The 25,522-nt window shown below is 44.0% G+C and carries 22 protein-coding genes and 1 riboswitch; of the genes, 16 read left to right on the top strand and 6 right to left on the bottom strand.

Going from position 1 to position 25,522, the window contains the following annotated elements; all coding sequences use genetic code 11:
- Positions 1-279: 279 nt before the first annotated feature.
- A complete protein-coding gene (locus JEZ96_RS09430; RefSeq protein ID WP_128090087.1) occupies positions 280-1,671 on the bottom strand; it encodes an SLC13 family permease in 1,392 nt (463 codons plus the stop codon).
- 80 nt (positions 1,672-1,751) lie between these two features.
- Between JEZ96_RS09430 and JEZ96_RS09435 the strand changes: the two genes are divergently transcribed.
- From JEZ96_RS09435 to JEZ96_RS09445, 3 genes are all read left to right on the top strand, one after another.
- Positions 1,752-2,552: an AraC family transcriptional regulator gene (locus JEZ96_RS09435; protein WP_011919265.1), complete on the top strand. Its 801-nt coding sequence runs from the start codon at positions 1,752-1,754 to the stop codon at positions 2,550-2,552.
- A 53-nt stretch (positions 2,553-2,605) separates the two neighbouring features.
- Complete coding sequence (locus JEZ96_RS09440) at positions 2,606-2,899, top strand: YciI family protein (RefSeq protein WP_011789396.1); 294 nt, start codon at positions 2,606-2,608, stop codon at positions 2,897-2,899.
- 570 nt (positions 2,900-3,469) lie between these two features.
- Positions 3,470-4,477, top strand: a complete 1,008-nt coding sequence (locus JEZ96_RS09445) for a class I SAM-dependent rRNA methyltransferase (RefSeq protein ID WP_025007643.1) — start codon at positions 3,470-3,472, stop codon at positions 4,475-4,477.
- Between the two features lie 68 nt (positions 4,478-4,545).
- On the opposite strand, the gene JEZ96_RS09450 is transcribed toward JEZ96_RS09445, so the two are convergent.
- The 3 genes from JEZ96_RS09450 to JEZ96_RS09460 all read right to left on the bottom strand — a co-directional run bounded on the left by JEZ96_RS09450 (position 4,546) and on the right by JEZ96_RS09460 (position 7,043).
- A complete protein-coding gene (locus tag JEZ96_RS09450; protein ID WP_025007644.1) occupies positions 4,546-4,995 on the bottom strand; it encodes a carboxymuconolactone decarboxylase family protein in 450 nt (149 codons plus the stop codon).
- Between the two features lie 37 nt (positions 4,996-5,032).
- Positions 5,033-5,929, bottom strand: coding sequence for a helix-turn-helix domain-containing protein (locus tag JEZ96_RS09455; protein ID WP_025007645.1), 897 nt, complete (start codon positions 5,927-5,929; stop codon positions 5,033-5,035).
- Between the two features lie 244 nt (positions 5,930-6,173).
- On the bottom strand, positions 6,174-7,043 hold the full coding sequence (locus JEZ96_RS09460; RefSeq protein ID WP_025007646.1) for a universal stress protein: 870 nt from the start codon (positions 7,041-7,043) through the stop codon (positions 6,174-6,176).
- 316 nt (positions 7,044-7,359) lie between these two features.
- On the opposite strand from JEZ96_RS09460, the gene JEZ96_RS09465 reads away from it, so the two are divergent.
- From JEZ96_RS09465 to JEZ96_RS09480, 4 genes are all read left to right on the top strand, one after another.
- Entirely contained in the window at positions 7,360-8,097 is a 738-nt protein-coding gene (locus tag JEZ96_RS09465; RefSeq protein ID WP_061782849.1) for a tRNA (adenine(22)-N(1))-methyltransferase, read from the top strand.
- Between the two features lie 254 nt (positions 8,098-8,351).
- On the top strand, positions 8,352-11,438 hold the full coding sequence (locus tag JEZ96_RS09470) for an EAL domain-containing protein (protein WP_061782850.1): 3,087 nt from the start codon (positions 8,352-8,354) through the stop codon (positions 11,436-11,438).
- Between the two features lie 120 nt (positions 11,439-11,558).
- Positions 11,559-12,092: an NUDIX hydrolase gene (locus JEZ96_RS09475; protein WP_061782851.1), complete on the top strand. Its 534-nt coding sequence runs from the start codon at positions 11,559-11,561 to the stop codon at positions 12,090-12,092.
- A 61-nt stretch (positions 12,093-12,153) separates the two neighbouring features.
- The gene (locus JEZ96_RS09480; RefSeq protein WP_014610610.1) at positions 12,154-12,642 is read left to right on the top strand and encodes a DTW domain-containing protein; all 489 of its coding nucleotides are present in this window, start codon (positions 12,154-12,156) and stop codon (positions 12,640-12,642) included.
- Between the two features lie 50 nt (positions 12,643-12,692).
- On the opposite strand, the gene trhA is transcribed toward JEZ96_RS09480, so the two are convergent.
- Positions 12,693-13,376 carry a PAQR family membrane homeostasis protein TrhA gene (gene trhA / locus JEZ96_RS09485; protein ID WP_011789387.1) on the bottom strand — a complete coding sequence of 228 codons (684 nt, stop codon included), beginning with the start codon at positions 13,374-13,376 and terminating at the stop codon, positions 12,693-12,695.
- Positions 13,377-13,753: 377 nt separating this feature from the next.
- Between trhA and JEZ96_RS09490 the strand changes: the two genes are divergently transcribed.
- From JEZ96_RS09490 to JEZ96_RS09530, 9 genes are all read left to right on the top strand, one after another.
- Positions 13,754-14,815 (top strand): hypothetical protein, encoded by a 1,062-nt coding sequence (locus JEZ96_RS09490; protein ID WP_011789386.1) that lies wholly within the window; start codon positions 13,754-13,756, stop codon positions 14,813-14,815.
- A 167-nt stretch (positions 14,816-14,982) separates the two neighbouring features.
- Positions 14,983-15,081, top strand: a riboswitch (TPP riboswitch).
- Positions 15,082-15,281: 200 nt separating this feature from the next.
- Complete coding sequence (gene thiC, locus JEZ96_RS09495; protein ID WP_061782852.1) at positions 15,282-17,423, top strand: phosphomethylpyrimidine synthase ThiC; 2,142 nt, start codon at positions 15,282-15,284, stop codon at positions 17,421-17,423.
- A gap of 2 nt (positions 17,424-17,425) precedes the next feature.
- The gene (locus tag JEZ96_RS09500) at positions 17,426-19,330 is read left to right on the top strand and encodes a bifunctional hydroxymethylpyrimidine kinase/phosphomethylpyrimidine kinase (RefSeq protein ID WP_025007648.1); all 1,905 of its coding nucleotides are present in this window, start codon (positions 17,426-17,428) and stop codon (positions 19,328-19,330) included.
- Positions 19,323-20,225 (top strand): HesA/MoeB/ThiF family protein, encoded by a 903-nt coding sequence (locus JEZ96_RS09505; RefSeq protein WP_025007649.1) that lies wholly within the window; start codon positions 19,323-19,325, stop codon positions 20,223-20,225. Before JEZ96_RS09500 ends, JEZ96_RS09505 begins: the two co-directional genes overlap by 8 nt.
- A gap of 1 nt (position 20,226) precedes the next feature.
- The gene (gene thiS / locus JEZ96_RS09510) at positions 20,227-20,430 is read left to right on the top strand and encodes a sulfur carrier protein ThiS (RefSeq protein ID WP_025007650.1); all 204 of its coding nucleotides are present in this window, start codon (positions 20,227-20,229) and stop codon (positions 20,428-20,430) included.
- 1 nt (position 20,431) lies between these two features.
- Positions 20,432-21,196, top strand: coding sequence for a thiazole synthase (locus JEZ96_RS09515; RefSeq protein ID WP_011789381.1), 765 nt, complete (start codon positions 20,432-20,434; stop codon positions 21,194-21,196).
- Complete coding sequence (gene thiH / locus JEZ96_RS09520; RefSeq protein ID WP_011789380.1) at positions 21,193-22,308, top strand: 2-iminoacetate synthase ThiH; 1,116 nt, start codon at positions 21,193-21,195, stop codon at positions 22,306-22,308. Before JEZ96_RS09515 ends, thiH begins: the two co-directional genes overlap by 4 nt.
- 101 nt (positions 22,309-22,409) lie before the next feature.
- On the top strand, positions 22,410-22,673 hold the full coding sequence (locus JEZ96_RS09525) for a hypothetical protein (RefSeq protein WP_011789379.1): 264 nt from the start codon (positions 22,410-22,412) through the stop codon (positions 22,671-22,673).
- A 5-nt stretch (positions 22,674-22,678) separates the two neighbouring features.
- Positions 22,679-24,481, top strand: a complete 1,803-nt coding sequence (locus JEZ96_RS09530; RefSeq protein ID WP_025007651.1) for a putative metalloprotease CJM1_0395 family protein — start codon at positions 22,679-22,681, stop codon at positions 24,479-24,481.
- 44 nt (positions 24,482-24,525) lie between these two features.
- Here JEZ96_RS09530 and JEZ96_RS09535 read toward each other — a convergent pair whose 3' ends face one another.
- Complete coding sequence (locus JEZ96_RS09535) at positions 24,526-25,437, bottom strand: LysR family transcriptional regulator (protein WP_011789377.1); 912 nt, start codon at positions 25,435-25,437, stop codon at positions 24,526-24,528.
- Positions 25,438-25,522 lie beyond the last annotated feature (85 nt).

The following is a 25,522-nucleotide window of genomic DNA, read 5'->3' on the forward strand; positions in this document are numbered from 1 at the left end:
CACGAAAGTTGTATTATTTTTCAATGAAACAAATCGTTTACAATTACTGGTGGTTGGGATGTTTTTTTTTCAATATCATTTTCAAATAATGTGATCTTACTCAATATCAGTGAAAAATGGCTTTTAAGTAAACTCTATATAAGCATCTAGAAATCCAACATATTTATCAAGTGACTTAATCAGCATTTCCCCCAACAAATGGGGCGTAGGCAAGCTCTTACTTTCTTTATACGAGCTTGCCATGGCTAACTAAGTTTAATCTTGAAACATCAACATTTCCTAGGCTATCCAACCGAGCCACAACCACCATAGATAGTCCATTGGCATCAGTACGACTATCGTTATTATTGCTAAAGGTAAGGTGATTTTGAGTAATTTTGCTAATGGTTCCTGAGAGAGTTGCATGGCTAGAATTAAGGGAGCAACTTGATAAGGAAAAATCACCGTTGAGAAACCGATCACTTGGGTCATTAATACCGCAGGAATAGAGAAACCAGTTGCATCGGCAAAGTCCGCTGCCATAGGAGATAGTACAGTGGGTACGCCCGGAACCGTGGCAACTAAACCCGTTAGTGTAGAAATTAATGATAAGGACATAAAATTCAGGAACGATTCACCCTGTTGTAAGGGTAGCCATTCACTAAACACTTGTCCTAGTGCAGTTCCAAGCCCAGAGTGATTGACCAATGTGCCAAGTCCTAATGCCGCAGCAACAAAAATAACGGTAGCAAAATCGACAGCACTATTAAAACGCTTAGGTTCTAATACGCCCCATTTGGGCAATAACAGAATGATTGCCGTTGCAAGTCCAACCCAAGCAGGATTAATACCATGTAGTGTGTCTGTTACCCAAAACAGTAGGGTGATGCACAGTAACACCGCGACTTTCCTTTGCATGGCTAGATCATAAGTTTCATTTTCTTTCTCTTTACTACGCCACTTTTTATCAATATGTGCAGGAAAGAAATACACCACCAACGTAATTATTAAAATCGACTTGAGCAAACCTAAGATTGGAAAATGCAGCAAGAGATACTCAGTATAACCAAAATTGATGTTAAAGAGGCGTTCACTGGAACCTGCCAAGATCATATTCGGAATATTAGATGGTAACACTGCAAAACTTGGCATATTACAAGACAGTGCTAAGGTCGTTGCAATACCCATACGTCCATTACTGCCTCGCTCAAACCCAACTTGCTCGGCTAAAGCCATGCCAATTGGCACAAGCACAACCGCACGGCCGACGGATGATGGCATAACAAAACCAAGTAGTACTGCACTCAGGACAAGGCCTGCAATCAAGTAGAGATAACGGCTAGTGAGCATGGGTGAAAGTAGTGAGGCCATTCTGCGGCTTAACCCTGATTCTGAAATGGCACTGCCTATCACAAAACCAGAAATGATTAACCACACCGCAGTCGAACCAAACCCAGAAAAAAGCAGACTTGGTTCGATAAGGTTAAAAATGGTCGCGAGAGCAAAAAAGATCAGACCTGCCATAAAAGGGGGAAAGAAGCCTGTGCTCCAAAACATCAGTGTCACTAATACTACGCCAGCACTATAGGAAAATATCGTCGGATACTCACTTAGAGGAAAAACGGCCAACAAGATGGCGATGAATAATGCACTAGTAAAGGCTATTTTTTTTACGCTATTGACACTTTTCATACTCAAAGACCTGACGGGTTGCCTACTTAGAAGAGGGATCTTAAGATAGCGTACTTACCTTGACGTTTTAAGATGGCTATATGTCAGACATTGTTCCTAAAGCGACATTATTAGCACCCAGTAATGCCGCATTTATCATCGATCCCCATAGACCTGTACTCACCCATGCTCGTAATTTGGATGCCGAAGCGGGTATTGAACCCCATGCACACCCAAGAGGACAGTTACTTTGGGCTGTAAAAGGAATTTTACGGGTTCGTAGTGAAAGTGCAGTATGGGTGGTTCCATCAACCCATGCGGTCTGGATCCCTTGCAATTTGTCCCATCAAGTCAGTAGTGAAACCTATGCTCATACTCGCAATCTTTACATTGACCCAAGCTATAGTGTCAGAGAACATAATAAGCAAGTGGTCATGGTGACCATGACGCCACTGATGCGGGAAATTATCCTCAGATTGTGTGAAGCGGAATCAATGGAGGCAGGGCGCTTACTTAGGCTTGGTTTAGCGGCTATCGACGAGCTAGCTACACTCGATAGTGTTGATGCTCATTTACCCGCAGGAAAAGATCCAAGGCTTAGTCGTCTTATCCAAACAATTATTCGTCAACCTAAAGTTAATTACTCACTGACAGAACTGGCCGAAATAGGGGGGGCAAGTGTGCGAACCGTTGAGCGACTCTTTAAAGCAGAAACGGGCCTCACTTATCGGCAATGGCGACAAAGATTTCGCTTATTAAATTCTCTTGAGCGATTAACCCAAGGAGAAAGCACGACGAGGGTAGCGCATAGTCTAGGTTATCTGAGCGTTAGCAGTTTCAGTGCGGCTTTTAAAATGCAATTTGGTTGTACGCCACAGGATTACTCAAAACATAAGCGTTAAGCGGTTTTACTTGTTCTATTATGTTAGTTTTTTCAGTTATTTAAAGGATACCTATGTTCGTTGTCTTGCTTACTTATAAAAAGCCTATTGCGGAAGTAGAGTTACATTTAGCCGCCCATATTGCCTATCTTGATGAGCATTTTGCCGCAGGGACTTTCGTCGCCTCGGGCCGCAAGGTGCCACGTACTGGCGGTGTTATCTTAGCGAAGGCTGAATCTCGAACGGTGTTGGAGGCTATTTTGCACCAAGACCCATTTAGCATTGCTGATGTTGCCGAGTTTGAGGTGATCGAGTTTGTACCAACGAAGACAGCGCCTGGATTAGAGTCATTAATTGAAGTGATTTGATCTTTGATGACGTGTAAATGCTTAAGCCGTAAGGAACTGTCGGATTTTTGTCTCAAAAGAGTTATTTTCGCCATACTTTGTTAGCGTTTGCGACTGCCAGTCACAGTGGCAAAAGCTAGCACCGGATACGGTATTTTTAGAGGATCAGCGATATGGGCATCTGTTACCACAGGAAGACTCTACGGCTTGCTTTAGCCTTATACTTCAAGGATTCAGCGAACTGAATAGCAAACGGCTGACATAAGTTAGTTTGAAATGCACTAAGAATGGGAGAGCATTCGGAAAACGGCTTAAGTTAATCGCATACTTAACCTAGCAGAAACCCGAGTGCTAAGGTTCATGTAATGATTATCCCAAACTGATCACCATGAGTAGTATCTAACGCGATATCCAATAATGCTATTTAGAGTTCGATGCTAAGGTCACCGCGACATTGTGAGATCGAGCCAAAGCCGATTATTTCGCACTGGCTTGGTGAATTTCTCCGATATTGTGCGACCTAGTTTGCTATTATGCCGTTTTCCCTCTTGAAACCTTACGCAGGTTTCCACTGCGCGAGTCCCACTTTTTATGTCTATTCAAATGCTGTTATCGACGGCTCTGGCGAAACGCCATGATTTTTTACAACAAGCTGAACAGGATCAAACCGATTGTTTTCGGGTGTTCCATGGCACTGTCGAAGGCATAAGTGGCTTAAATGTCGATCGTTACGGCGATACTTGGCTAGTGCAGAGTTTTCATCAGACCTTAACCGACGAAGAGTTGACCGATGTCGGCACTGTTTTGTTGCAACAGGCCGATTTGCCGATTGTGTATAATGACCGTTCATTAGGCCATTCCCGCGTATTGAACAACTTATCACCCGCAATGGCAGAGATTGCGAGTGCTGAGCGGGTGATGCAGGAAAATGGCATTAAGTTCAGCACTAAACTGCGCCACGAAGGGCAAGATCCACTGTTATTCCTCGATATGCGTATTGGCCGTGAATATGTGCGGGCACACAGCCAAGATAAAACCGTGCTGAATTTGTTTTCTTACACCTGCGGTATTGGTACGGCGGCAGCCATTGGCGGCGCGACTCGGGTGATGAATGTCGACTTTTCTTCCTTTGCCTTAGCCACGGGAAAAGCGAATGCGGCGTTAAATCAGGTATCGAATGTGTGCGAGTTTGTGCAGAGCGATGCGTTTCCGGCACTGCGCCAATTAGCAGGCTTGAGTGTCGGTGGGCGCCGAAATCAAAAATTACCTAGCTATCCCCAATTGGTGCAAACTCAGTTTGATCTAGTGTTCCTCGATCCCCCGCGTTATGCCAAGAGTGCCTTTGGGATAGTGGATCTCGTCAATGACTATCAAGGCCTGTTTAAGCCTGCATTACTGGCAACTAAATCAGGAGGGACTATTGTCTGTTGCAATAATGTGGCTAAGGTAGAGCGCCAAGCATGGTTCGACAGTTTAGTGCGCTGTGTTGAAAAACAAGGCCGTACAGTTACTGCGCACACTTGGCTCGATCCCCATGAAGATTTCCCCTCGTTCGATAATAATCATCCGCTTAAAATAGTGGCATTGACGTTAAGCTAACAATATAGCGATACAAGCGAATAGGGCACCAAAGTCAGTGCCCTTTTTATTCGTCTTTTATATTGCAATTAGGTGGGCTGTAAATGGAAGGCAATAGCGACGCGGTTCCAGCCATTAATGGCAATAATTAAGCTGGTGAGATCCACTATTTCTTTCTCTGAATACTGTTCGGCAAGCTGAGCATATTGACTATCAGCAATAGGGGCCGACGCAACTTGGGTGAGTATTTCAGTCCACACTAAAGCCGCACGTTCCCGTTTATCAAATATTCCATCGATTTCATGCCAAGCGGCAAGCAGATCTAAACGCAGTTGATCTTCACCATCTCTTCTGGCTTCCTGTGCGTGCATGCGCTGGCAAAAAGCGCAGCCATTTAATTGTGATGCCCTCAGTTTCACTAAATGCACCAATAATGGCGGAAACTGCGAGTCAGCGGCGGCTTTATCTAAACTATTTAATGCTTGGGATAGTGCGGGTTGTAGCTGATAAATTTGTTGGCGTGGTATACGTTCTGACATAAAAACCTCCTATAAACTGAGGCTTCAATATAAGTAGTTAGCATTGCGTTAGATTGGATATTTGCGACATTTTGCGTTTTTTGTATTGCCCTGGTGTTTGCTGTGTCACCCTGACAAAGTGTTGATGTAGATGAGCTTGATCGTAAAACCCACAATCAAATGCTACCTGCGCTAGATTAAGTTCGGGTGATTGACTAAGTTGATCGCGGGCGATTTTGACTCTGTTTAACTGCTGTAGTTGTGCCGGAGAGAGTCCCGTTTCTTGTTTAAATCTGCGTTCAAATTGGCGGCGGCTTAGGGCAAGTTGTCCATAAAAATTCTCTAAACGGGTTTGAGGTTGGATAAGCCTTGGTAAACTCATTTGCACAATCCCTGCGGTAGACCATGTTCCCCTATCAAGTTGTGGCTTGATTAACTGTAATAACCACTGTTCGAGTTGGGCGATACGTTGCATTGGCTGATTGGTGTCTGCGAGTTGTGATAATAACTGATTTAATCCTGGTAGGTGCAATTGAGTGGCTTCGATTACAGTATGTGAACTTGTTTGCTGAATCTCTTGCACTGCAATTCCGAGTAAATGAAAAGCACCGCCGGGATGAAAACGGACGATCATTTGTTCTATTCCGGGGACAAATGCGTGGGAATGTAAACTCTGATCACAGTGAAAAACTACTTTAGGTTCATCGGAGTTTGTATCAAGGCTTGGTGCTGGGAAATAGAACTGTAGGCTGGTACCGCCGTCAGGATAGAAAGTTTGTTCGATACTCTGCGGTAAATTTGTTGCCACCAGTAGATGAAAGTAACGGTGTACCCATGGGCGAAGTGACGCTAAGGGCTGAAAATGCCTAAAACCTAAGTGCGCTAGCGAGCTCTCGAAACGCGTAAAACGATGTATTTCTAATAAATCGGTCCTGTACTGCAAGGCAACCACCATTAGGTAAGGTTATTTAGATTAATCTAACCAATAGATGATTGCACTAACAGTTGACTGGAATGCTGGTCATCGGTGTTAAGAACAATTTGCTAAGAGCCCCGATGAGTAAGGGCTGTTAGCGAATGACTTATTTCCATTGAGTTACACGGGTCAATATCTGCCAGTAATATCACCTCAGCTAAGACTGCATACTCATTTTGGCTGACAGCCTGTGTTTATAAAGTAAGCTGACAACTGCTTAACATTATGATTCTGACATTGAATTTTTTGGCACCACAAGGACATTGCTGCGCATACGGCTGAGGATAGCTTCTGCCGTATTCCCTAAAACATAACCTAATAATCCTTGTCGTTGTCGAGCGCCTATCACGAGATAACGGCTTTTTAGACGGCAGGAAAGTTCAAATAAGCATAACTCAGGATCGCCCGCAATCAGATGGATATTTTCCGGTGCTAACCCTAATGCCTTGAGTTTATCTGCATGTTTTTGATGGGCAGACTCTGTCACTTCGTGGATATTGATCACATCCATATCACGTAGTATGGGTGGCACACGAATAACATGGGCTAAGTGCAGCTCAGCCCCTGTAGCATTGGCAAGCATTTTGGCCTGTTCGACTACCAAGTCATTCAGTGATTGTTTTTGCGGATTTGAGGCATCGAGATCAACTGCCATCAAAATTGTGTTCGCTTTATTCAAGGGATTATCACAGAGCAGCATAAGGGGCACTTGAGTGTGACGGATTAAATGCCAGTCAATCGGTAGATAGTGCTCTTTGTTGTCGATACCTTTGATAATCATATCAAAACCATGTCTTGCTGAGTGGTGGCAGGCGTGCTCATAGAGGGATTTACTCCACACTAAATGCAGTGGTATTTCACTCGCATCAATATGTTTTAACTGCTCACGAACTTCTTCTTCTCGACGTTTCATCAATGCTTGCTGGGCCACAGCTGCTAAGCGGGGATTATAATATTCAGCTCCAGAGAAATATTCATAACAGTAGGCAAAAACTTCTGCTTGTTTGTTGAGAACATTAGCCAGTTTCATTCCTTCTGAAATGGTATCAGTATGTGCATTTCCCTGTTGTGCAACGATAAACACTTTACTCATGTATGTTCACTCCTATTTTCTATTGCTATTTTCTATTGCTAATAGTTCTTAGCGACTTAGGTAGCTATTTCTCCTTAATTGAGTATAGCTAGGGTATTCAATATCCGAATAATGCTTAGCCTATTGAGCTAGATAGAAATTAACTATAACTGAGGCATACATTCAGGGGAATGCAACCTAATGATGATGTGATACTTTTGTTTTATGCTCGACGGTGTTGGGTCTTATAGTGTGACGCCTTTTTATCCGTTAGGTTGTTTATGCTTGGATCAGGTAAAATACTGCTATTTTTGTATCACAGTAATAGGGCATAAGAGTGAAAATTAGCCAGCGTTTACAACACATTAATCATATGGTGCAAGGGCATTATGATCATATTTGGGATTGTTGTTGTGATCATGGTTTACTTGGCATGATGTTACTTAAAAGAAATACGGCCAACCAGGTACATTTTGTCGACTGTGTAGCCCCTTTAATGTTGCAGTTAACCCAAGATTTACAACGTTTTTTCCCTAAGCAAGCCTTTAGTACTGGGCACAGTGTTGCTCAAAACACACTGGGTATTAGTCAGTGGCAAGTGCATTGTCTAAATGCTGCTGATTTACCCATTGAGCAAACAGACATCACAAACACACATTTGATTATTATTGCGGGAGTGGATGGTAAGTTATTAATTGAACTCGTTCAAGCACTCATCTCTCGTCATGGTTCAAGACAGATAGAGTTTATTTTGTGTCCCGTGCATCATAATTATTATGTTAGGCACTCCCTAGCCAAGTTGGGTTTCTTTATTCAGGCTGAGACCCTACTAGAAGAGAATCGACGCTTTTATGAAGTGCTTCATGTGACCCTCGAACGTCCTTGTCATGGTCATCCAGTTACATTGACGGGTTCATTAATGTGGGAGGATTTAGATAAAAAGGATCTTGATTTAGCTAAGCGTTATTTATCCCAAGTGATAGCCCATTACCAGCGAATGCCAAGTGATTTGCAAGTTCCTTATATTATTCACGCCTATCAGTCTCAGCTTGCACAAATTTCTAACGCTTTTTAAGTTTAAATATCAGCCTGCTTGCATCTCTATTCATTGTTATTAATGGCTTTTAGAGTAGAAACTGCTAAGTTTAGTCTTGTGGATTAAATATTGATTAATGGCATTGTGAATATCAACCCATGGGTAGATTGATTTGTATCTACTTGATATCTATTAATTGGATTGCGATTCGTAGCAGTTATTGAAGATTGAATTGAAGATCTAGAACGTCGAGATACTAGCTAATATTGATCAATAGGAGTGATATCGAACTAATGTATAATTTTTCACGGCTCCAATTTATTGTAGTTGCAGTTGCAAGCTATGCTCTCCTTGCTTTAGGTTGGATATACTTTTCAGATCAATTATTACTTTTTATTACGGATCAACAGACTGTTTTCCGTTTTTCCCTTGCCAAAGGCGTGTTTTTTGTACTGACATCCGCATTGGTTTTTTTGTTTGTCTTGAATGCCGTGCCAGATCGCCATATTGCGCCCTCACATCGCGCCATTGAAATCACTTTCTCTCGTTCTGTCTTTCTCGGTCAAAGTCCTTGGTTCCGTTATGGAATTGCCGTACTTTTCCCATTGTTAACGCTATGGTTTGCCCATTATTTAACCCTTGAATTACAAGCACGGTTGCTATTATTGCTTTTTACATTACCTATATCCCTAAGTGCGATTATGGGAGGATTTGCCCCAGGTTTATTAGCTACATTAATTTCGACTCTGTGTGTGTACTTTTTGGTTTCGAATGTGGAAAAGTCACCGCTTGATATGATGCTCAGTTGGCTACCGTTTGTTAGTTTAAGTGTGAACGGCATTCTTATTAGTGGTTTAAGTGGTTATCTAAGAGCCTCATTACGAAAATCCGACTTAAATCATCAGCTCCTTGAATCCATGGTTTCACAAACAACAGATGCCATTTTTGTGAAGGATTTACAAGGGCGCTATGTGGTTGCCAATCAAGGTGCCGCAGCGTTTGTGGGTAAATCAATGCAGGAAATGATTGGTCAAAATGATGATGCATTATTTGAACCCATATCAGCGGCATTAATCCATCAAAAAGATGAGGCTGTACTGAAAGAAAAGAAAGTCACCACACATAAGGAACACTTACAGCTAAAGAGCGGTTTAGCTGTATTTCAAGTCACAAAAGGCCCTGTTGTTGATTCTAAAGGTGAAGTTCGTGGTCTCTTTGGGATTGCAAGGGATATTACCGTACAGGAGCAAAGTGCTGAATTGATCCGTAAGAGTGAGGCAGGGCTAAGGCAAGCCCAGCAATTGTCAGGTATTGGTAGCTGGGAGTGGGATCTTGTGACCAATACCCATACTTGGTCTGAGCAGGTTTTTGAAATCTATGGATTATCACCAAAAAAAGCACTGGACATTGAACAGGTACAGTCACTGTTTACCCCTGAAAGTTGGCAAAAGCTTAATCATGCCGTAACCCAATGTTTAGACACTGGCGAACCCTATGAATGTGAAGCTGAGTTTTATCGTGCTTATACATCACCCTGTTGGATTAAGGCTCGGGGACAAGCAACGCGAGATGAACAAGGACGCATCATTAAGTTACAAGGTACAGTGCAGGATATTACCCAAGCTCGCCTGCTTCAACAGCAAATAGCAGCGCAAACTGCACAGTTACAACGAGTCATTCAAGGTTCGGATCAAGGTTACTGGGATTGGAATGTAACGACGGGCGAAGTTCAAATCAGTCCGCGATTTGAAGCCATTTTAGGGTATCAAACCGGTGAGATGCAGCTTAAAGCGACAAACTGGGCGCAATTTGTTTGTCGCGAAGATCAACGTGAAGTGAAAAAAGTGGTGTTACAACATTTACGGCACCTCACTCCGAGTATTGAACTTGAAGTGAGATGTAAAAAGAAATCCGGTGAACTTTGTTGGGTACTTTGCAAAGGCGGCATAGTAGAGGTTGATAATAAAGGTCGCGCTTTGATGATTTCAGGAACCCAAGCGGATATTACCCAACTTAAAAATCACGAAGCTGAATTAGATAAGGTTGCAAATTATGATGCCTTAACGGGATTACCTAACCGAAGATTATTACTTGATCGATTTAAACAAGCGATATCGAGAGTAAACCGTGATGGCAGGCTATGCGCAGTCTGTTTTCTCGATCTGGATGGCTTTAAAGCCGTTAATGATCATTATGGTCATGATGTTGGCGATCAACTTTTGGTCGCAATAGTGGACAACCTTTCTAAGATCATGCGTGAGCAAGATACATTAGCGCGAGTTGGTGGTGATGAATTTGTGGCACTATTTGATATTTGTTCAGAGGCGGAATGTACCCAAGTGCTTGAGAGAATGTTATGTGCAATAGATCAAACTGTCTTGATTGGAGATAAAAATCTGCGCCTAAGTGCCAGTATTGGGGTGAGTTTATATCCAGAAGATAATGTTGATCCTGATATTCTGTTACGCCATGCCGACCATGCTATGTATATGGCGAAAGCGGCTGGGAAGAACTGCTTTCAAATGTTTGACCCTGACGTTGATCGTAAGTTGCTTGCTCAACGAAAATGGTTAGAAGAGCTCAAATCAGCCTTTGCGAAGCGTGAGTTTGTGCTTTTTTATCAACCCAAAGTGAATCTTGCCACAGGAGAAGTGATCGGAGCCGAAGCCTTGATCCGTTGGTTACACCCACAACGTGGTCTATTATCACCCAGTGTATTTTTGCCTGATATTGAAGGGAGTGAACTTGAAATCCCGCTGGGTGAATGGGTGATCAACACCGCTATAGCACAAATCCAGCGTTGGTATCGTAGTGGAAAAAATATCAATATCAGTGTGAATGTGAGCGCCAGACAGTTACTGGCGGATCACTTTTATGATTTCCTAAAACAAACATTAGCTAATTTTGCTGATGTGAATACATCCTCCCTTGAGCTAGAGATTCTAGAAAGTGCTGCAATTAAAGATATGACGCTAGCGATTGGCATTTTGAAAGAATGTGCCAGTCTTGGCGTGCATTTTTCCCTTGATGATTTTGGTACAGGTTATTCTTCTTTAACTTACCTACGTCAATTACCCGTCTCAGCCCTTAAAATCGATCAAAGTTTTGTGCGTGATATGTTAGTTGACCAAGATGATTTAAGGATAGTCGAAGGTGTAATTCGCCTTGCAAGTGTGTTTAATTTAGCCGTTATCGCTGAAGGGGTTGAAACCATTGAGCACGGCAGAGTACTTGCGACACTGGGATGCCAGATGTGTCAAGGCTATGGAATTGCAGTTCCGATGACGGCAAGCGATTTTATGGACTGGTATGATAATTGGCCTACACAATATCAACAGATTAAAAATGAATTTAAACATATGAATGAGCAACAGTGCTAAGACTAACCCAAGTAATAGGGTGTTTTGCTTAGGACTTACAGGTGTAACCGAGAATTTTTTGATCCGCTTTTCGTTATTTTTGGTTTAAGCTGCTGCTCTTTTTCGCTGACAGGGCCATACATGCGTCTCCTTAAATCCACCCAAGATCCTGCGGTAAATTTACTCACTGCGAGAGTTTTTCACCGCCGAGCAGCACGAGCCATAGTGCTATCTGGTGATGATATTCTCCTGCTCTATACTCAAAAATACCATGACTATAGCCTTCCTGGAGGTGGCATTGATGAGGGAGAGAGTGTCGAAGCTGGACTTATCCGTGAATTGCGCGAAGAAACGGGCGCTATTGCGATTAAAGTATTAGCTCCCTTCAGCTGCTATGAAGAGTTTCGTCCATGGTATCGTGAAAATGCAAATGTTGTGCATATGGAATCCTATTGCTATCAATGTGAAATTGATATCGACTTAGGCGTACGAGGATTAGGGACTCCTACCTTAGAAGCCCATGAGATCAAAAATGGTATGCGACCTGAGTGGATTAATATCCATCAGGCTATTGCTCATAATGAAGATGTGCGGCGTCATTCACCTCATAAAGGACAATCGATAGAGCGCGAAACGTATTTACTAAAACGGATAGTGGAAGAGCTTTTAAACTAAATAAATCAATATGATTTGTAAAAACGTATTGGTTAACTTTTTGCTTAGAGGGTAGGTGACAGTGCAAATTATTTTACTTACCCATGAGCGTGAATTAGTACGGGTAAATAATACTGGACGGCTTGCTATAACGGCCTTTCCCGAAAGTGTTATCTGCATACCTTGGTCAAGAACTGCACCAGATCCAGCCTTAGTCGCTGCGTTAGCCTCTCAAGAGGCTAAGCTTTTATTTCCAGCGGCATCAGAGAAAAATCTCAAGCAAGATATGCTAATTAAGCCAGCATTAGCACGACCCAAACAAATTGTGATCCTCGATGGTACGTGGCAGGAGGCTCGAAAGATGCTACGCCAAAGTTCGTATCTGAAATCGGCAGCAAGAATTGCATTACCGTATAAGGAAAGTGGTTCCACTTTTGTATTAAGGCGCAATCAGCTAGAGGGCGGGCTTTGCACTGCGGAGTGTATTATTGCCCTTTGGCAACAAGTGGGCTATGAAAATCAAGCCACACAATTAATGTCGCTATTTACCGCGCTCAATAACCTTAATTGAGCACTTGGCAGGATGCTTTGATTCCAATTTATCAGCTTGAATATCCGTATTTAAATAACCGTTAAGTAAATGCAAAAAAAATGGCTCATAGCACCTCCCAATACAAACAGATGCCAAATTGCATGGTTGAATGGAATGCGTTTCCCCACATAGAAAATGACGCCTAGGGTGTAAAATAGTCCGCCTAAAATCAATAAGTTAAACCCAAGTGTTGACATGGCTGTGGTTAAGTCACCTATGATAGTCACGCATAGCCACCCCATTGTCAGATATAGCGCTAAACTGAGTTTTTTAAACTTATGAATAAATAATGTTTTGAACAAAATCCCGCCAATTGCTAGCGACCAAATCGCCGTTAAAATCACTATCGATTGTGTTCCCTGTAGGCTTATCAGCATCAAAGGTGTGTAAGTTCCTGCAATCAGGCAGTAAATTGCACAGTGATCAGCGATCTTAAGTTTATGTTTCCAGCCTGAATGGCTAACACTGTGGTACAAGGTTGAACATAGAAAAAGCACTATGATACTTGCACCGTAAACGAAAACGCCCGTAAGTTGAATTATCGTAAGATGGTCTTGGCTTTTTAGCAGCATTAGCACCAATGCCACTATCCCTGCGATCACACCTAGGCCATGGGATACACTGTTAGCTATCTCTTCATTAGTACTATATGGCATAAATTTAGTATTGGTTTTTGTTGAGTTTTGTTGCTCGATAATACTTTGGCTTGGCATGGTGGATACGCACTTTCAAACGATGGTAATAGAGTTTACCAGTTAGCAAAATAAATCACCATATTTAAGCGTACACTTGTAAGCTAAATATGCAGCTTGCTTTTATTGCTTCTCTTCTAGCCCAATTGTTATCCCGTTTTCCTGTCTTATTGTCTCAACTGGCAAGTATCTTATCGAGTATTGGGGTAAGTGCTACGCTTGGAGCTTGTGTATTTATGTTGAACTTTGCTCTATTTGTCTCCTCTAATCTGCGTCAAGCACTCACAAATAAATATAATTATTGGATAATTCACTTTCAATATTCACCGACAAAGTGCAATCGTTCCACGTTAAGTACTATCGAAATCAATTGTATACACAAAACCTAAGGATGGATTTTGCCTTTTCAACGTCAACCCCATGCTCTGTCTTTATTTGTATCACCTGATCTCCGTGCTACGGGTGAGGAGGATGCAGATGGTGCTTTGCTTGCGCCGACAATATTGTTGCCAGAAGATAAGACTTCTATTGTGTTTCAACATAAACATGATCTTGGTGATCTAGATGATGCTTTAGCGCCTGCTTTTACCGCTAATAAGGATTCGTTAGTTTGCGATCGCGGTGTAAGCCAGCCGTATAATAAAGGGGTAAGTCTGTTATTTTTTGTGCTTCTAGTGCATGCAGGTTTATTTTTACTGATCTATATTTTGTGGCGCCCGCAGTTAAATCCCTTTGGATTGAAGGAAATAGAAAGCCGTGGCCCTAAAGTGGCAGCGATCAAGGCTTACTTTATTTATGCTCCCGCGGTAGAGAAAGCCGAAACCTCAGAGTCCGAAACTGAGATAAAGGCCGAGGATAAGATTGAATCAGCAAATTTTGTTGCGTCTATAGCTATTCCCGCCCCGCAAACTCCAGTTGAGCCTCAACCAAACAAAACTCAATCAATAGTCCCAAGTGAAGAACAACCCGCTGAAGCGATAGCAAAAAAACCAACGCATACGTTGGATACCACAGAATTAAAGCCGCAACTTGGTGCTAAGAGTTCGCCTGCAAAAGAAGGTGAAAGCACAATAGCGACAAGCTCAAGCATGAGTTTATTCACCCAGCATTATTTTGAGCGTCAGCGAGAGCAAGCGCTCGATGACCTCGTGATTGAACAGGCCGATAAATTCACTCGGAAATCGAATATGAGTGAAATGAGCCCAGAGATGGAAGTGTTATTTGTTCCTAACGCCGATGATTTCGCTGGCAGAACGAGTCACGATTTACCCTTAGATCCAAATCGTATTGTGCGTAAAGGGGATACTTGTTATCGCGTGGTACAAGTCGGCACTCAAGTTAATCCATACGCCGAAAATTTAGGCTTCCCATTTGACTGCAGTGGCAAAAAAATCAATCAAGCTATTGATGATGCCATTCAATCTCGATTAAATAAAATGATGCTCAAACCCCATAAATAGTGACTTTATTTTATGATCTATTTTCACGCCAATTATAACTTTGTTAGCTTCATTTTATTTACTCATTTAAAAACAATGTGTTATGAATCTATATTTTGGATTGATAGTTAAGGGTTTTAATTGTTTTTTTCCTTGTTTGTTGCTGCCACTTCTGTCTATACTGCGCACTCATCTTGTCGGAGTGCCTCTTGGCTGAGACCGTTTATTCGGGATCCGTTGAACCTGATCAGGTTAAAACCTGCGAAGGAAACAAGCGTAATAACACACATTAAATCGCGAAAATAGACGGCTTTAACACCTGTTTACTCAGCAGTGCTTTAAGTCTTAATGTTTAGATTTAATTGTTATTGAGCAGGGTAACTCAATTTTTGAAGCCAGTGTTGGCCACAAAAATTGATTGCCATGCCAGCTATCAACAACGCAATTCTCCAGACAAGCAACTCCATTTTTTAACGTGAGATTGCTTATGTCCAGTTCAAATCAAAACCTAGCTATAGCTGCCAATGCGATAGACATCACAGCGCCAGAATCGACAATCCCTAATAAATCGAAAGTGCCTAATAAATCGGCTGAGTCTAGTCAATCAACAGTGCCTAAGGCACCGAGTCGCCGAGAAATCCGCGCGCAGGCCCAAGCCTTTATCGATACGTTAGCGCCGCTGCAACATACTAATTCACAAAAGGTTTATCTTGAAGGTTCCAGTGCCGATATTCGCGTTGGTATGCGACAAATTCTGCAGACTGACACCCTTGTCGGCGGTACAGATGATGCGCCTATCATGGAAAAAAATCCGCCAATCCGCGTGTACGATTGCGCCGGACCTTATTCCGATCCTGAGGCCGATATCAATGTGCGTCTAGGCCTTGTTAAATTAAGACAAAACTGGATTCTAGCCCGCAAGGATACAGAGCAATTACCCTGTGCCACCTCAGACTTTACCCAACAAAGACTCGCCGATGATGGTTTAGATCATCTGCGTTTTGAGGCGGGTTCGAGTGCCATTGTCCGCCCTCGCAGAGCGCTGCAGGGTAAACGAGTCAGTCAATTACACTATGCCCGTCAAGGGATTATCACGCCCGAAATGGAATATGTGGCGATCCGCGAGAATATGGCACTCGCCGAAGTACAGGATGAAATCCTCAATCGTAAAGCCAAGGGCGAAGCCTTTGGTGCCTTAGTTGGTGAACCGATTACCGCCGAATTTGTCCGCGCCGAAGTTGCCCGTGGCCGCGCGATTATTCCGCTGAATATTAACCATCCCGAAGCAGAACCTATGATTATCGGGCGTAATTTTCTGGTGAAAGTGAACGCCAATATCGGTAACTCGGCAGTGACGTCTTCCATCGAGGAAGAAGTAGAAAAGCTCGTCTGGTCAACCCGTTGGGGCGCAGATACGGTAATGGATTTATCCACGGGTCGTTATATCCACGAAACCCGCGAGTGGATCATCCGCAACTCGCCAGTGCCCATCGGCACAGTGCCGATTTATCAAGCGCTGGAGAAAGTGAACGGCGTAGCAGAGGATTTAACCTGGGAAGTGTTTCGCGATACCTTGATTGAACAAGCGGAGCAAGGTGTTGATTACTTTACTATTCATGCTGGTGTACTGCTTCGTTACGTGCCGATGACGGCTAAACGTGTCACTGGGATTGTCTCCCGCGGCGGTTCGATTATGGCCAAATGGTGCCTGAGTCACCACAAAGAAAATTTCCTATATAGCCATTTTCGTGAGATCTGTGAGCTTTGCGTCGCTTACGATGTATCCCTGTCTTTAGGTGATGGTATGCGTCCCGGATCGATTGCCGACGCTAATGATGCAGCCCAGTTTGCAGAGCTTGAAACCTTAGGGGAACTAGTCAAAATCGCCTGGGAATACGACGTACAAACCATTATCGAAGGGCCGGGACATATCCCGATGCAGCTCATTAAAGAGAACATGGACAAGCAGTTAGCTCACTGCGGCGAAGCGCCGTTTTACACCCTTGGCCCACAAATCACCGACATTGCACCTGGGTATGATCATTTTACCTCCGGCATAGGCGCGGCCATGATCGCTTGGTACGGCTGCGCTATGTTGTGTTATGTCACGCCAAAAGAACACTTAGGATTACCGAATAAACAAGATGTTAAGCAAGGTTTGATTGCTTATAAGATTGCCGCCCACGCGGCCGATGTGGCGAAAGGTCATCCGAGTGCGCAAATTCGTGATAATGCGCTGGCAAAGGCGCGGTTCGAATTCCGCTGGGAAGATCAATATAACTTAGGACTCGATCCTGAAACCGCACGTGCTTATCACGATGAATCTTTACCGCAGGAATCCGCTAAAGTCGCGCATTTTTGCTCTATGTGCGGCCCTAAATTTTGTTCGATGAAAATCACCCAAGATGTGCGCGCCTATGCCGCAGGTTTAGAGGCACAAGCGAAGCCAGAGTCAGAGCAAGTTGAAGCGACTGCCCAAGCCATGCAAGTCACAATCAAGACGCCGCAGGAGTTGGAAGCGGCAATGGCGCTAAAATCGGCACAATTTGCCGCCTCGGGCGCCGAGATTTATCAGGTGATAGACAAGCATGTAAAAGACAAGCTTGTCGCCGAAGCTGAGGAAGCCTAATTATGTTGGGTATTCATGGGGGGAAATTGCCCATGAATACCGAGCGTCCCGCGTTTGTTTGGACCATTGCCGGTTCAGACAGCGGCGGCGGTGCCGGTATTCAGGCGGACTTAGCCACGATTCAAGATTTTGGTTGTCATGCTTGCAGCGTGATCACCACTGTGACGGCGCAAAGCTCAGTGGCGGTCACTTTAGTCGAGCCCGTATCAGCGGCGATGTTAATGGCTCAGTTGACCACTTTACTGTCAGACTTGCCACCCAAAGCAATTAAAATCGGCTTACTGGCAGATCAAACTCAAGTGGCATTGCTGGCAGATTGGATCGCGAGTTTTAAAATCCACTATCCATCTGTGCCTGTGATTGTCGATCCTGTGATGGTCGCCAGCTGTGGCGATGCATTAGCAGTAGATAACTGTCAGGATATAAAAAGTACGGCCAAATCAGCCTTAGATTTTAATCCTTTCAAAGGCTTAATCGAACTTATCACGCCCAATGTGCCTGAACTTGGGCGGTTAACTCACAGTGATGTTTCAACGAAAGCACAATTCGCTGCTGCAGCACAGGCTTTATCCCAGAGTTTAGATTGCAGTGTGCTCGCTAAAGGTGGCGATGTGAGCTTTGGTTGCACTGATATTCTTGATGATACTCAAACTCACGATAGCACTTATGCTCAAACTCAGGCTAACGTTCATGTTAGCACTCTCGATAGCAACGGCTGGGATCATGGGCTTGCCGAGGATTATCTGGTTTGCCATCAAGTACGCGCGAGCTCTGAGCTACATCAAAATGGGTGCTTCTGGTTAGCAAGCCAGCGGGTTAATACCCGTCATAACCATGGTAGCGGCTGCACTTTGTCATCGGCTATTGCCGCCGTGTTAGCGCAAGGTTTTGTATTGCAAGATGCGGTGGTGGTTGCCAAAGCCTACGTGAGTCAAGGCTTAAGCGCGGCGATTGGTTTAGGGCAAGGTCCAGGGCCGTTGGCCCGTACGGGGTGGCCCAATGACTTGTCCCGCTATGCCAAGATAAATCTGTGTGATGGCAATTTTATTAGTCATCACCTCAATCAACATCTTGATGTTAGAAGTGATTTAGTTGCAACAGTTTTATCTGCAACAGATCAGGCAAATACAACTTCGACGCCAGCTCAATACATCTCATCCCACGGTTTTAAAGTGCTCGATGCCGATCTTGGTGTTTATCCCGTGGTGAGCGACTTAATCATGCTGGAAAGTTTGTTAGCTGCAGGCGTTAAAACCGTGCAGTTACGGATAAAAACCGACATCAGCGAGTTATCTAGTGCAGCGCCAGCCGAATCTGATTTAGGCAAATGTGAGTCAGGTAAGTCTGAGTTGGTTGGCTCTGAATTAGAAGTACAAATTCAAACGGCCATTGCCTTAGGTAAGCATTTTAATGCGCAGCTTTTTATCAATGATCACTGGCAGTTAGCGATAAAATACCATGCCTTTGGGATACATTTAGGCCAAGAAGATCTCGCCGTTACCGACTTAGCGGCCATTCAGTCGGCAGGGCTCGCATTAGGTATATCCAGCCACAGTTATTTCGAGTTGCTATTGGCGCATCAATACTCGCCATCCTATATCGCCCTTGGGCATATATTCCCAACCACGACTAAGCAAATGCCTTCTGCGCCTCAAGGATTAGCAAAACTTAAACATTATGTGGCGTTACTTCAAGACCATTATCCCTTAGTCGCTATTGGCGGTATTGATTTAGATAATCTGGCAAAGGTGAAAGCCACTGGGGTGGGCAATATTGCTGTGGTGCGGGCAATAACCGAGGCTCAGGATCCGTTAGCAGCGTTCGCAGAGCTGAGCCAAGCTTGGGAGCAATGTAGCTTGTCTGAAGAATTGGCTGTAAAGCATGAGTTGGTTGCTAAGCATGAGTAAAAACCAACCGCTTGCTCACGCAGAGGTTCTTTGCAACGGTACACAAAGCGCTCATACACTCAGTGATGCCGATTTCATCCGTTATTCTCGGCAAGTCTTATTGCCAGAAGTCGGTGAGGCAGGGCAATTGCAACTGGCCGACGCTAGCGTTGTTATTGTTGGGCTTGGCGGCTTAGGGCAATTGGCGGCGCAATATCTGGCCTGTGCTGGCATTGGCAACTTGACCTTAATCGACATGGATAAGGTTGAAGTATCGAATCTACCAAGACAATTGCTATTCAACGATGCCGACATTGGACTCAATAAGGCGCGAGTTGCCAAGCAAAAGCTCAAAGGCTTAGCGCCGCAGTGCACTGTTACTGCCCATGAAACAGCATTTAGTGCTGAGACATCAGCTCATCACTTCGCTGAGGTTTTACAATTAAAACAACAGGGGAAAAGAGTGCTAGTGCTTGACTGCACAGATAATTTTGCGACTCGCCAATCCATTAATCGCTGCTGTGTCGAAGCAGCTTTGCCTTTAGTCAGTGCGTCAATTGCAGCATTTAGCGGTCAATTGTTCGCGGTCGATCAAATGCAGCTCCCCTCTGGTGGTTGCTATCACTGTATTTTCCCCGCACAGACGAGAGTGTCGCAGAGTTGCAGTACCCAAGGTGTACTCGGCCCCAGCGTGGGCGTGATGGCGTCAATGCAATCTTTGGTGGTCATGCAACTCTTGCTGAGTGTGGACAGCGGTTGCGATGAACCGAAAAATGCCTTGTTGGGGCGTTTTTGGCGCTTTGACGCTAAATCACTTTCATGGACAGCGGCTGTATTAACGCGGGATCCCCACTGTGATGTGTGTGGTCCCAAAGGGGCTTATCTATCATCAAATAAAGATAGTCTTGAGGTTTGATATGATTTTAATTCACATAAACAATATCCCGCAGTTGTTATCTGAACCGACGTCACTAGAGGCTGTGATCCTCGCACAAAATATTGCGCTCGATTCAGTTGCTATCGTGTTGAATGCTGAGGTCGTTCCGCGCAATCGCTGGCAATCTATTCTCTGCCAAAATGAAGATAAATTAGAACTTTTTTCAGCAGTGGCGGGAGGCTAATATGTTAAAGATTGCCGATGTGGAATTTGAATCACGGTTATTTACCGGAACGGGAAAATTTAGCAATAGCCAAGTGATGCTTGAGGCAATAAGGGCTTCAAAATCGCAGTTAGTCACAGTTGCGATGAAAAGAATTGATTTTAAAATTGGGCTTGATGATTTACTCACGCCGTTACGTCAAGTGGGTGTACAGCTATTGCCTAATACTTCTGGGGCGAGAAACGCCAAGGAAGCGGTGTTTGCGGCTGAGCTTGCCCGTGAAATGCTGGGAACTCGTTGGATTAAGCTCGAAATCCATCCAGACCCTAAGTACCTAATGCCCGATGCGATTGAAACCTTAGAGGCGGCCAGAATCCTTTGTGAGAAAGGCTTTATCGTGTTGCCCTACGTGCATGCCGATCCTGTGCTGTGCCGTCGTTTGGAAGAAGTGGGCTGCGCTGCTGTTATGCCACTGGCGAGTCCGATTGGCAGTAATCAAGGTTTAGTCACTGAAAGCTTTTTAAAAATCATCATAGAGCAGGCGCGGGTGCCAGTGGTGATTGACGCTGGCATTGGCGCACCTTCACAGGCTGCGCGGGCAATGGAGCTGGGCGCCGATGCTGTGCTCGTCAACACCGCCATCGCCAGCAGCGCGTCGCCGATAGTGATGGCCGAGTGCTTTAAAGAGGCGGTGCAATGCGGCAGACGGGCCTTTGAAGCTGGGCTTGGCCGAGTACAAACGGGCGCGGTACAGACCAGTCCTCTGACAGGATTTTTAAATCAATGAGTTTTGTAGCGGAATTTGCCAACATCCCACGGGATAAACTGTTACTCGATTTGTATTCTTGCACAGCCCAAGATGTCGAGCGGGCGTTAGTGAATCCAGCAGGGGATTTACGCAGCTTACTGGCCTTGTTATCACCTGCGGCTGAACCTTATATTGAAACCATGGCGCAGCAATCTGCGGCGCTTACGCGGCAGCGATTTGGCGCGAATCTTGGCATGTATTTACCGCTATATGTCTCGAATCTGTGCGCTAATGAATGTGATTACTGTGGTTTTAGCATGAGTAACAAACTCAAACGCAAAACCTTGAATAAACAGGAGTTGATGGCTGAAATAGCCATTATCAAAGGCAGAGGTTTTGATTCTATTTTACTGGTGTCGGGTGAGCATGAAACTAAGGTCGGTATCGATTATTTCAAGCAAATGTTGCTGCTTGTGAAGCAGCAATTTAGCCATGTGGCGATGGAGGTTCAGCCCATGAGTGAGGACCATTATTGCCAGTTAGTCGCGCTAGGTTTAGATGCTGTGATGATTTATCAGGAGACCTATCAGCCCGAGACTTATGCTCGTCACCATTCCCGAGGTAAAAAAATGGATTTTGCCTATCGTTTAGCAACACCGGACAGAGTTGCGGCGGCGGGGGTCGATAAAATTGGTCTTGGGGTGTTACTGGGGCTGGATGATTGGCGTTTAGATGCGTTAATGATGGGATATCATCTTGACTATTTAGAGCGTCGCTATTGGCGCACTCGCTTTAGTATTTCGCTGCCAAGGTTAAGGCCTTGTACTGGCGGGATCACCCCAAAAGTTATTCTATCGGATTTAGGTTTAGTACAAATGATTTGTGCATTTAGACTTTTTAATCATCAGCTTGATATCAGTATGTCGACAAGGGAAAGCCCTGAGCTGAGGGATAATCTTTTGCCACTTGGAATTACTCAAATCAGTGCTGGCAGCTCGACACAACCGGGCGGCTATCAAGCACCCGACAGTCAACTCGATCAATTTGAGATAAGCGATGATCGCAGCGTCGAGCAAGTCATCGAACAGATGCAACGGCAGGGTTTTAATCCAATATTCAAGGATTGGGAATCTGCATGGATAAACAGCTAGTTTTTGCGGGAAATAAATGGCGCTAAGGTTGATAAAGGCTGTACTTTAGCAAACTGTTGGTCAATAATTGTTCTAGTTATTACCACAGCGGGATTACCGTTATGCAAATACAATCTGCCTATTCATCTGGTGTACAAGGTTTGCAAAGTGCGCAATCTGGGTTAACTCAAGCTACAATTGATGTGGCTAAATCGACACCAGCTCAAAGTGCAGCGCCTTCGGAATCGACTAAAGACGTTGCACAAACCGATAAAACCTCGGCCTTACTCTCTGCTAATCAATCTGTAAGGCAAGCGGAGGCCGCTACTGAAGTGATAGAAACTGATTCAGAGACAATAGGAACCATCATTAATATTAAGGTGTAAACACTATGTCTGCCGTGGCGCTGTCACCCAAGGTTGGAGCGTCACCCACTTCTGTTTTGGAACATGATAAGTCGTTTGGACAGAGCCGTACTTATCAAGAAACGAATGGACAAAGTAGTCAGCCTGTTAAGCTGAACTCTCCAAAAATAGAAGCGAGTGGGGTATTTGAACCATCATTTTCTAATGCGCTAGCGCATGGTGGCTCTGCTGTTACTATAACGAAAGCAAATCCACTATCAAGTAAGCACGTTTCTACCTCATCCAGTGATATTTCCGTCACCGTAAATCAGACGTTAAATACTGATAATATTGTTTCTTCTCAGAATGTTGCAGTCTTACATGCGGAGCCTGCCAGTTTTAGCCTATTGACGGGCCCACGCTCAATACGGGGGGTGAGAGAAGGGCAAATAGCCACAGTTGCACCCAACGATTTTTCACCCTTGGCGACATCAAACGGACAATCCAGTACCACGGCTTTATTAACCCCAGCGTTAACACTTTTTGTTCCAGATGGGAGACACATCTCTGCTTTAACACCAGAGCTAATGACTGGAGATTATTCTCCTGTTGCTCAAATACAGGGCTCACAGGTCCATTCAGGGATAAAAGATGTGTCATTGACTCCTGAAATACCCAATGCCAATGTTCCTGAATATGCAAATAAGCAGGTGATTCCTTCAGCGAATACAAGGAATACCGTTATTACAGATGGTACTGATAGTTCTATTTCTTATCCTCAGACTGAGCAAACTGATAATCAGGCAAAGAATGTTCCGCCACAAAAGAGTCCTGAGGAGCGGTTTATTGAGATGTTTGGCAAAGCAACCCCTTTTAAATCAGGTGATAATGAGGAGGATGACAAAACTGAGGAGAGTAAGCAGCAAGCTCTAGCTGCAATTTTTACGAATGATGCTGGTAAGGAACAAACAGAACAAGCAGAAGCAGAAGCTTCAAAACAATTGGATGAACAAACACAAGCTCAAAAGGTTCAAGAGAAGATTGCTGAGCAGCAACGTGTTCAAGTTGCAGAGCTTAAAGCCCGAGATGCGGAAGTTAAAGCCCATGAACATGCTCATGCAACCGTTGGTGGACAATATGCCCAAACGCCAAATTTTAAATATGAAAAAGGAGTTGATGGACAACGTTATGCCACTGATGGAGAAGTGCAGATCGATGTTTCTATTGTGGCAGGTGATCCGCTAGCAACAATCAACAAAATGAAGCAAGTATATGCTGCAGCAATGGCTCCAGTTGATCCATCGAGTGCAGATATTCGCGTTGCGGCTGAAGCATTAAAAAAGATGAATGAAGCGAAAGCATTACTTGCAGAGGAACGTCAGAAACAAATCATCGATTTAGAAACGACTCAAACCTTGATCGAAGCTGATGCGCAGGTTGAGAATTTACCGCCGCTTAAGCCGCATACTTTTACCGTTACAGGGGAGGTTGATGCTGCAGGCAATATTGTTCAACCACAAGATAGCGGCATAACACCCGTATCTGAGCTTATCGATAGAATAAAGCAAGGCATTGAAGCAAAGGATAATATTCAGGCACAAGTCTCATCTACCACTGTTGCCTCTGTAAATGAGCAAACTCAATCAGAGATAAAAGATGACATAACCCAGCCTATTGAACCACCCACAGCAACATTAGCAATAAACTCTGACAGGCTAGATATGGGAAATATGAAGCCGAATTCTGCGGTAATAAACCGTTTTGACTCATCAAATTTAAAGAACGAAACTATGGCAACCCGTTATTACGCTGCGGTTGCACAATTGAATCAGCCAGTTTCAAGCCTCTAACACCTTTTGAAATCAACTAAAGTAAATGTGCATATTCAGTTTTTTTAATGACCTGTATTTGGTATTGCGATCCCATGATGTCGTAAAATGAACGAAGCGAGCAATTTAGAAGCCGGGCCTTGGTTATCTCGGTTTGGGATCACCAGACTCAACATTATTCGACGTTTTTGACTACCTTCGAGATGTAAACGGACTAAATTACCCGATGATAATTCCTCCTGTACTAAAAACGATGGGATCCAGCAAAAACCAATACCACGATTTAAAATCACTTTAGCTTCGTGGAAATTAGAAACCGTCCAGCGTTGTTCTGCTTTTAACCAACCAATATCAACATTTGACTGTACGCCTGTATCTTTAATCACTAGCTGTAAATATTGCGCTAGTAGTTTATCGTCTTCAATAATCCCTAAGTCCGCTAGAGGATGTGTTGGGTGGCATACCAGATACAATTCCTCTTCACATAGAGGCTCCGCTAAATATCCCTTAGGTGCAATACCCGCACAGATAGCAATATCAACTTTATTTTGCGCGATAAGTTCTTGGGTGCCTGTAATTACCGAATCCAGCATAATAATGCGGGTGCCGCGGCTATGGGGTAAAAAAGCATTGAGAGCTGACACTAAACTTTCCATTGGATAAATGATTTCACGGGCAATGGTGAGTGTGGGTTCCCAGCCTTGCTCTAGATTGCTGGCAAGTTGTTCCAATTCATTAACGGCTTGGGTGACATGCCGTGAGCGGCGCAGTAGCACTTCGCCCTGCGGGGTGAGATAGGCTTTACGGCCTTTGACTTCGAGTAGTTCGATACCTAGCTGGTGTTGTAATTTGGCAACCGCATGGTTGAGAGATGATTGACTCTTATTGAGTTTTTCTGCCGCTTGGGCATAGCCTCCAAAATCGACAACTGCTTGTAAAATACGCCATTGTTCCAGAGTGGATTTAGCTCGAGTCATAATAGTCCCAAAAAAGCGATAGATTTAGCTTATAATGTCGACTTCTTATCTATTTTTCAATTAAATTACGGTATTAAATGAAAGA

Source organism: Shewanella putrefaciens (genome assembly GCF_016406325.1).
Taxonomy (GTDB): Bacteria; Pseudomonadota; Gammaproteobacteria; order Enterobacterales; family Shewanellaceae; genus Shewanella; species Shewanella putrefaciens.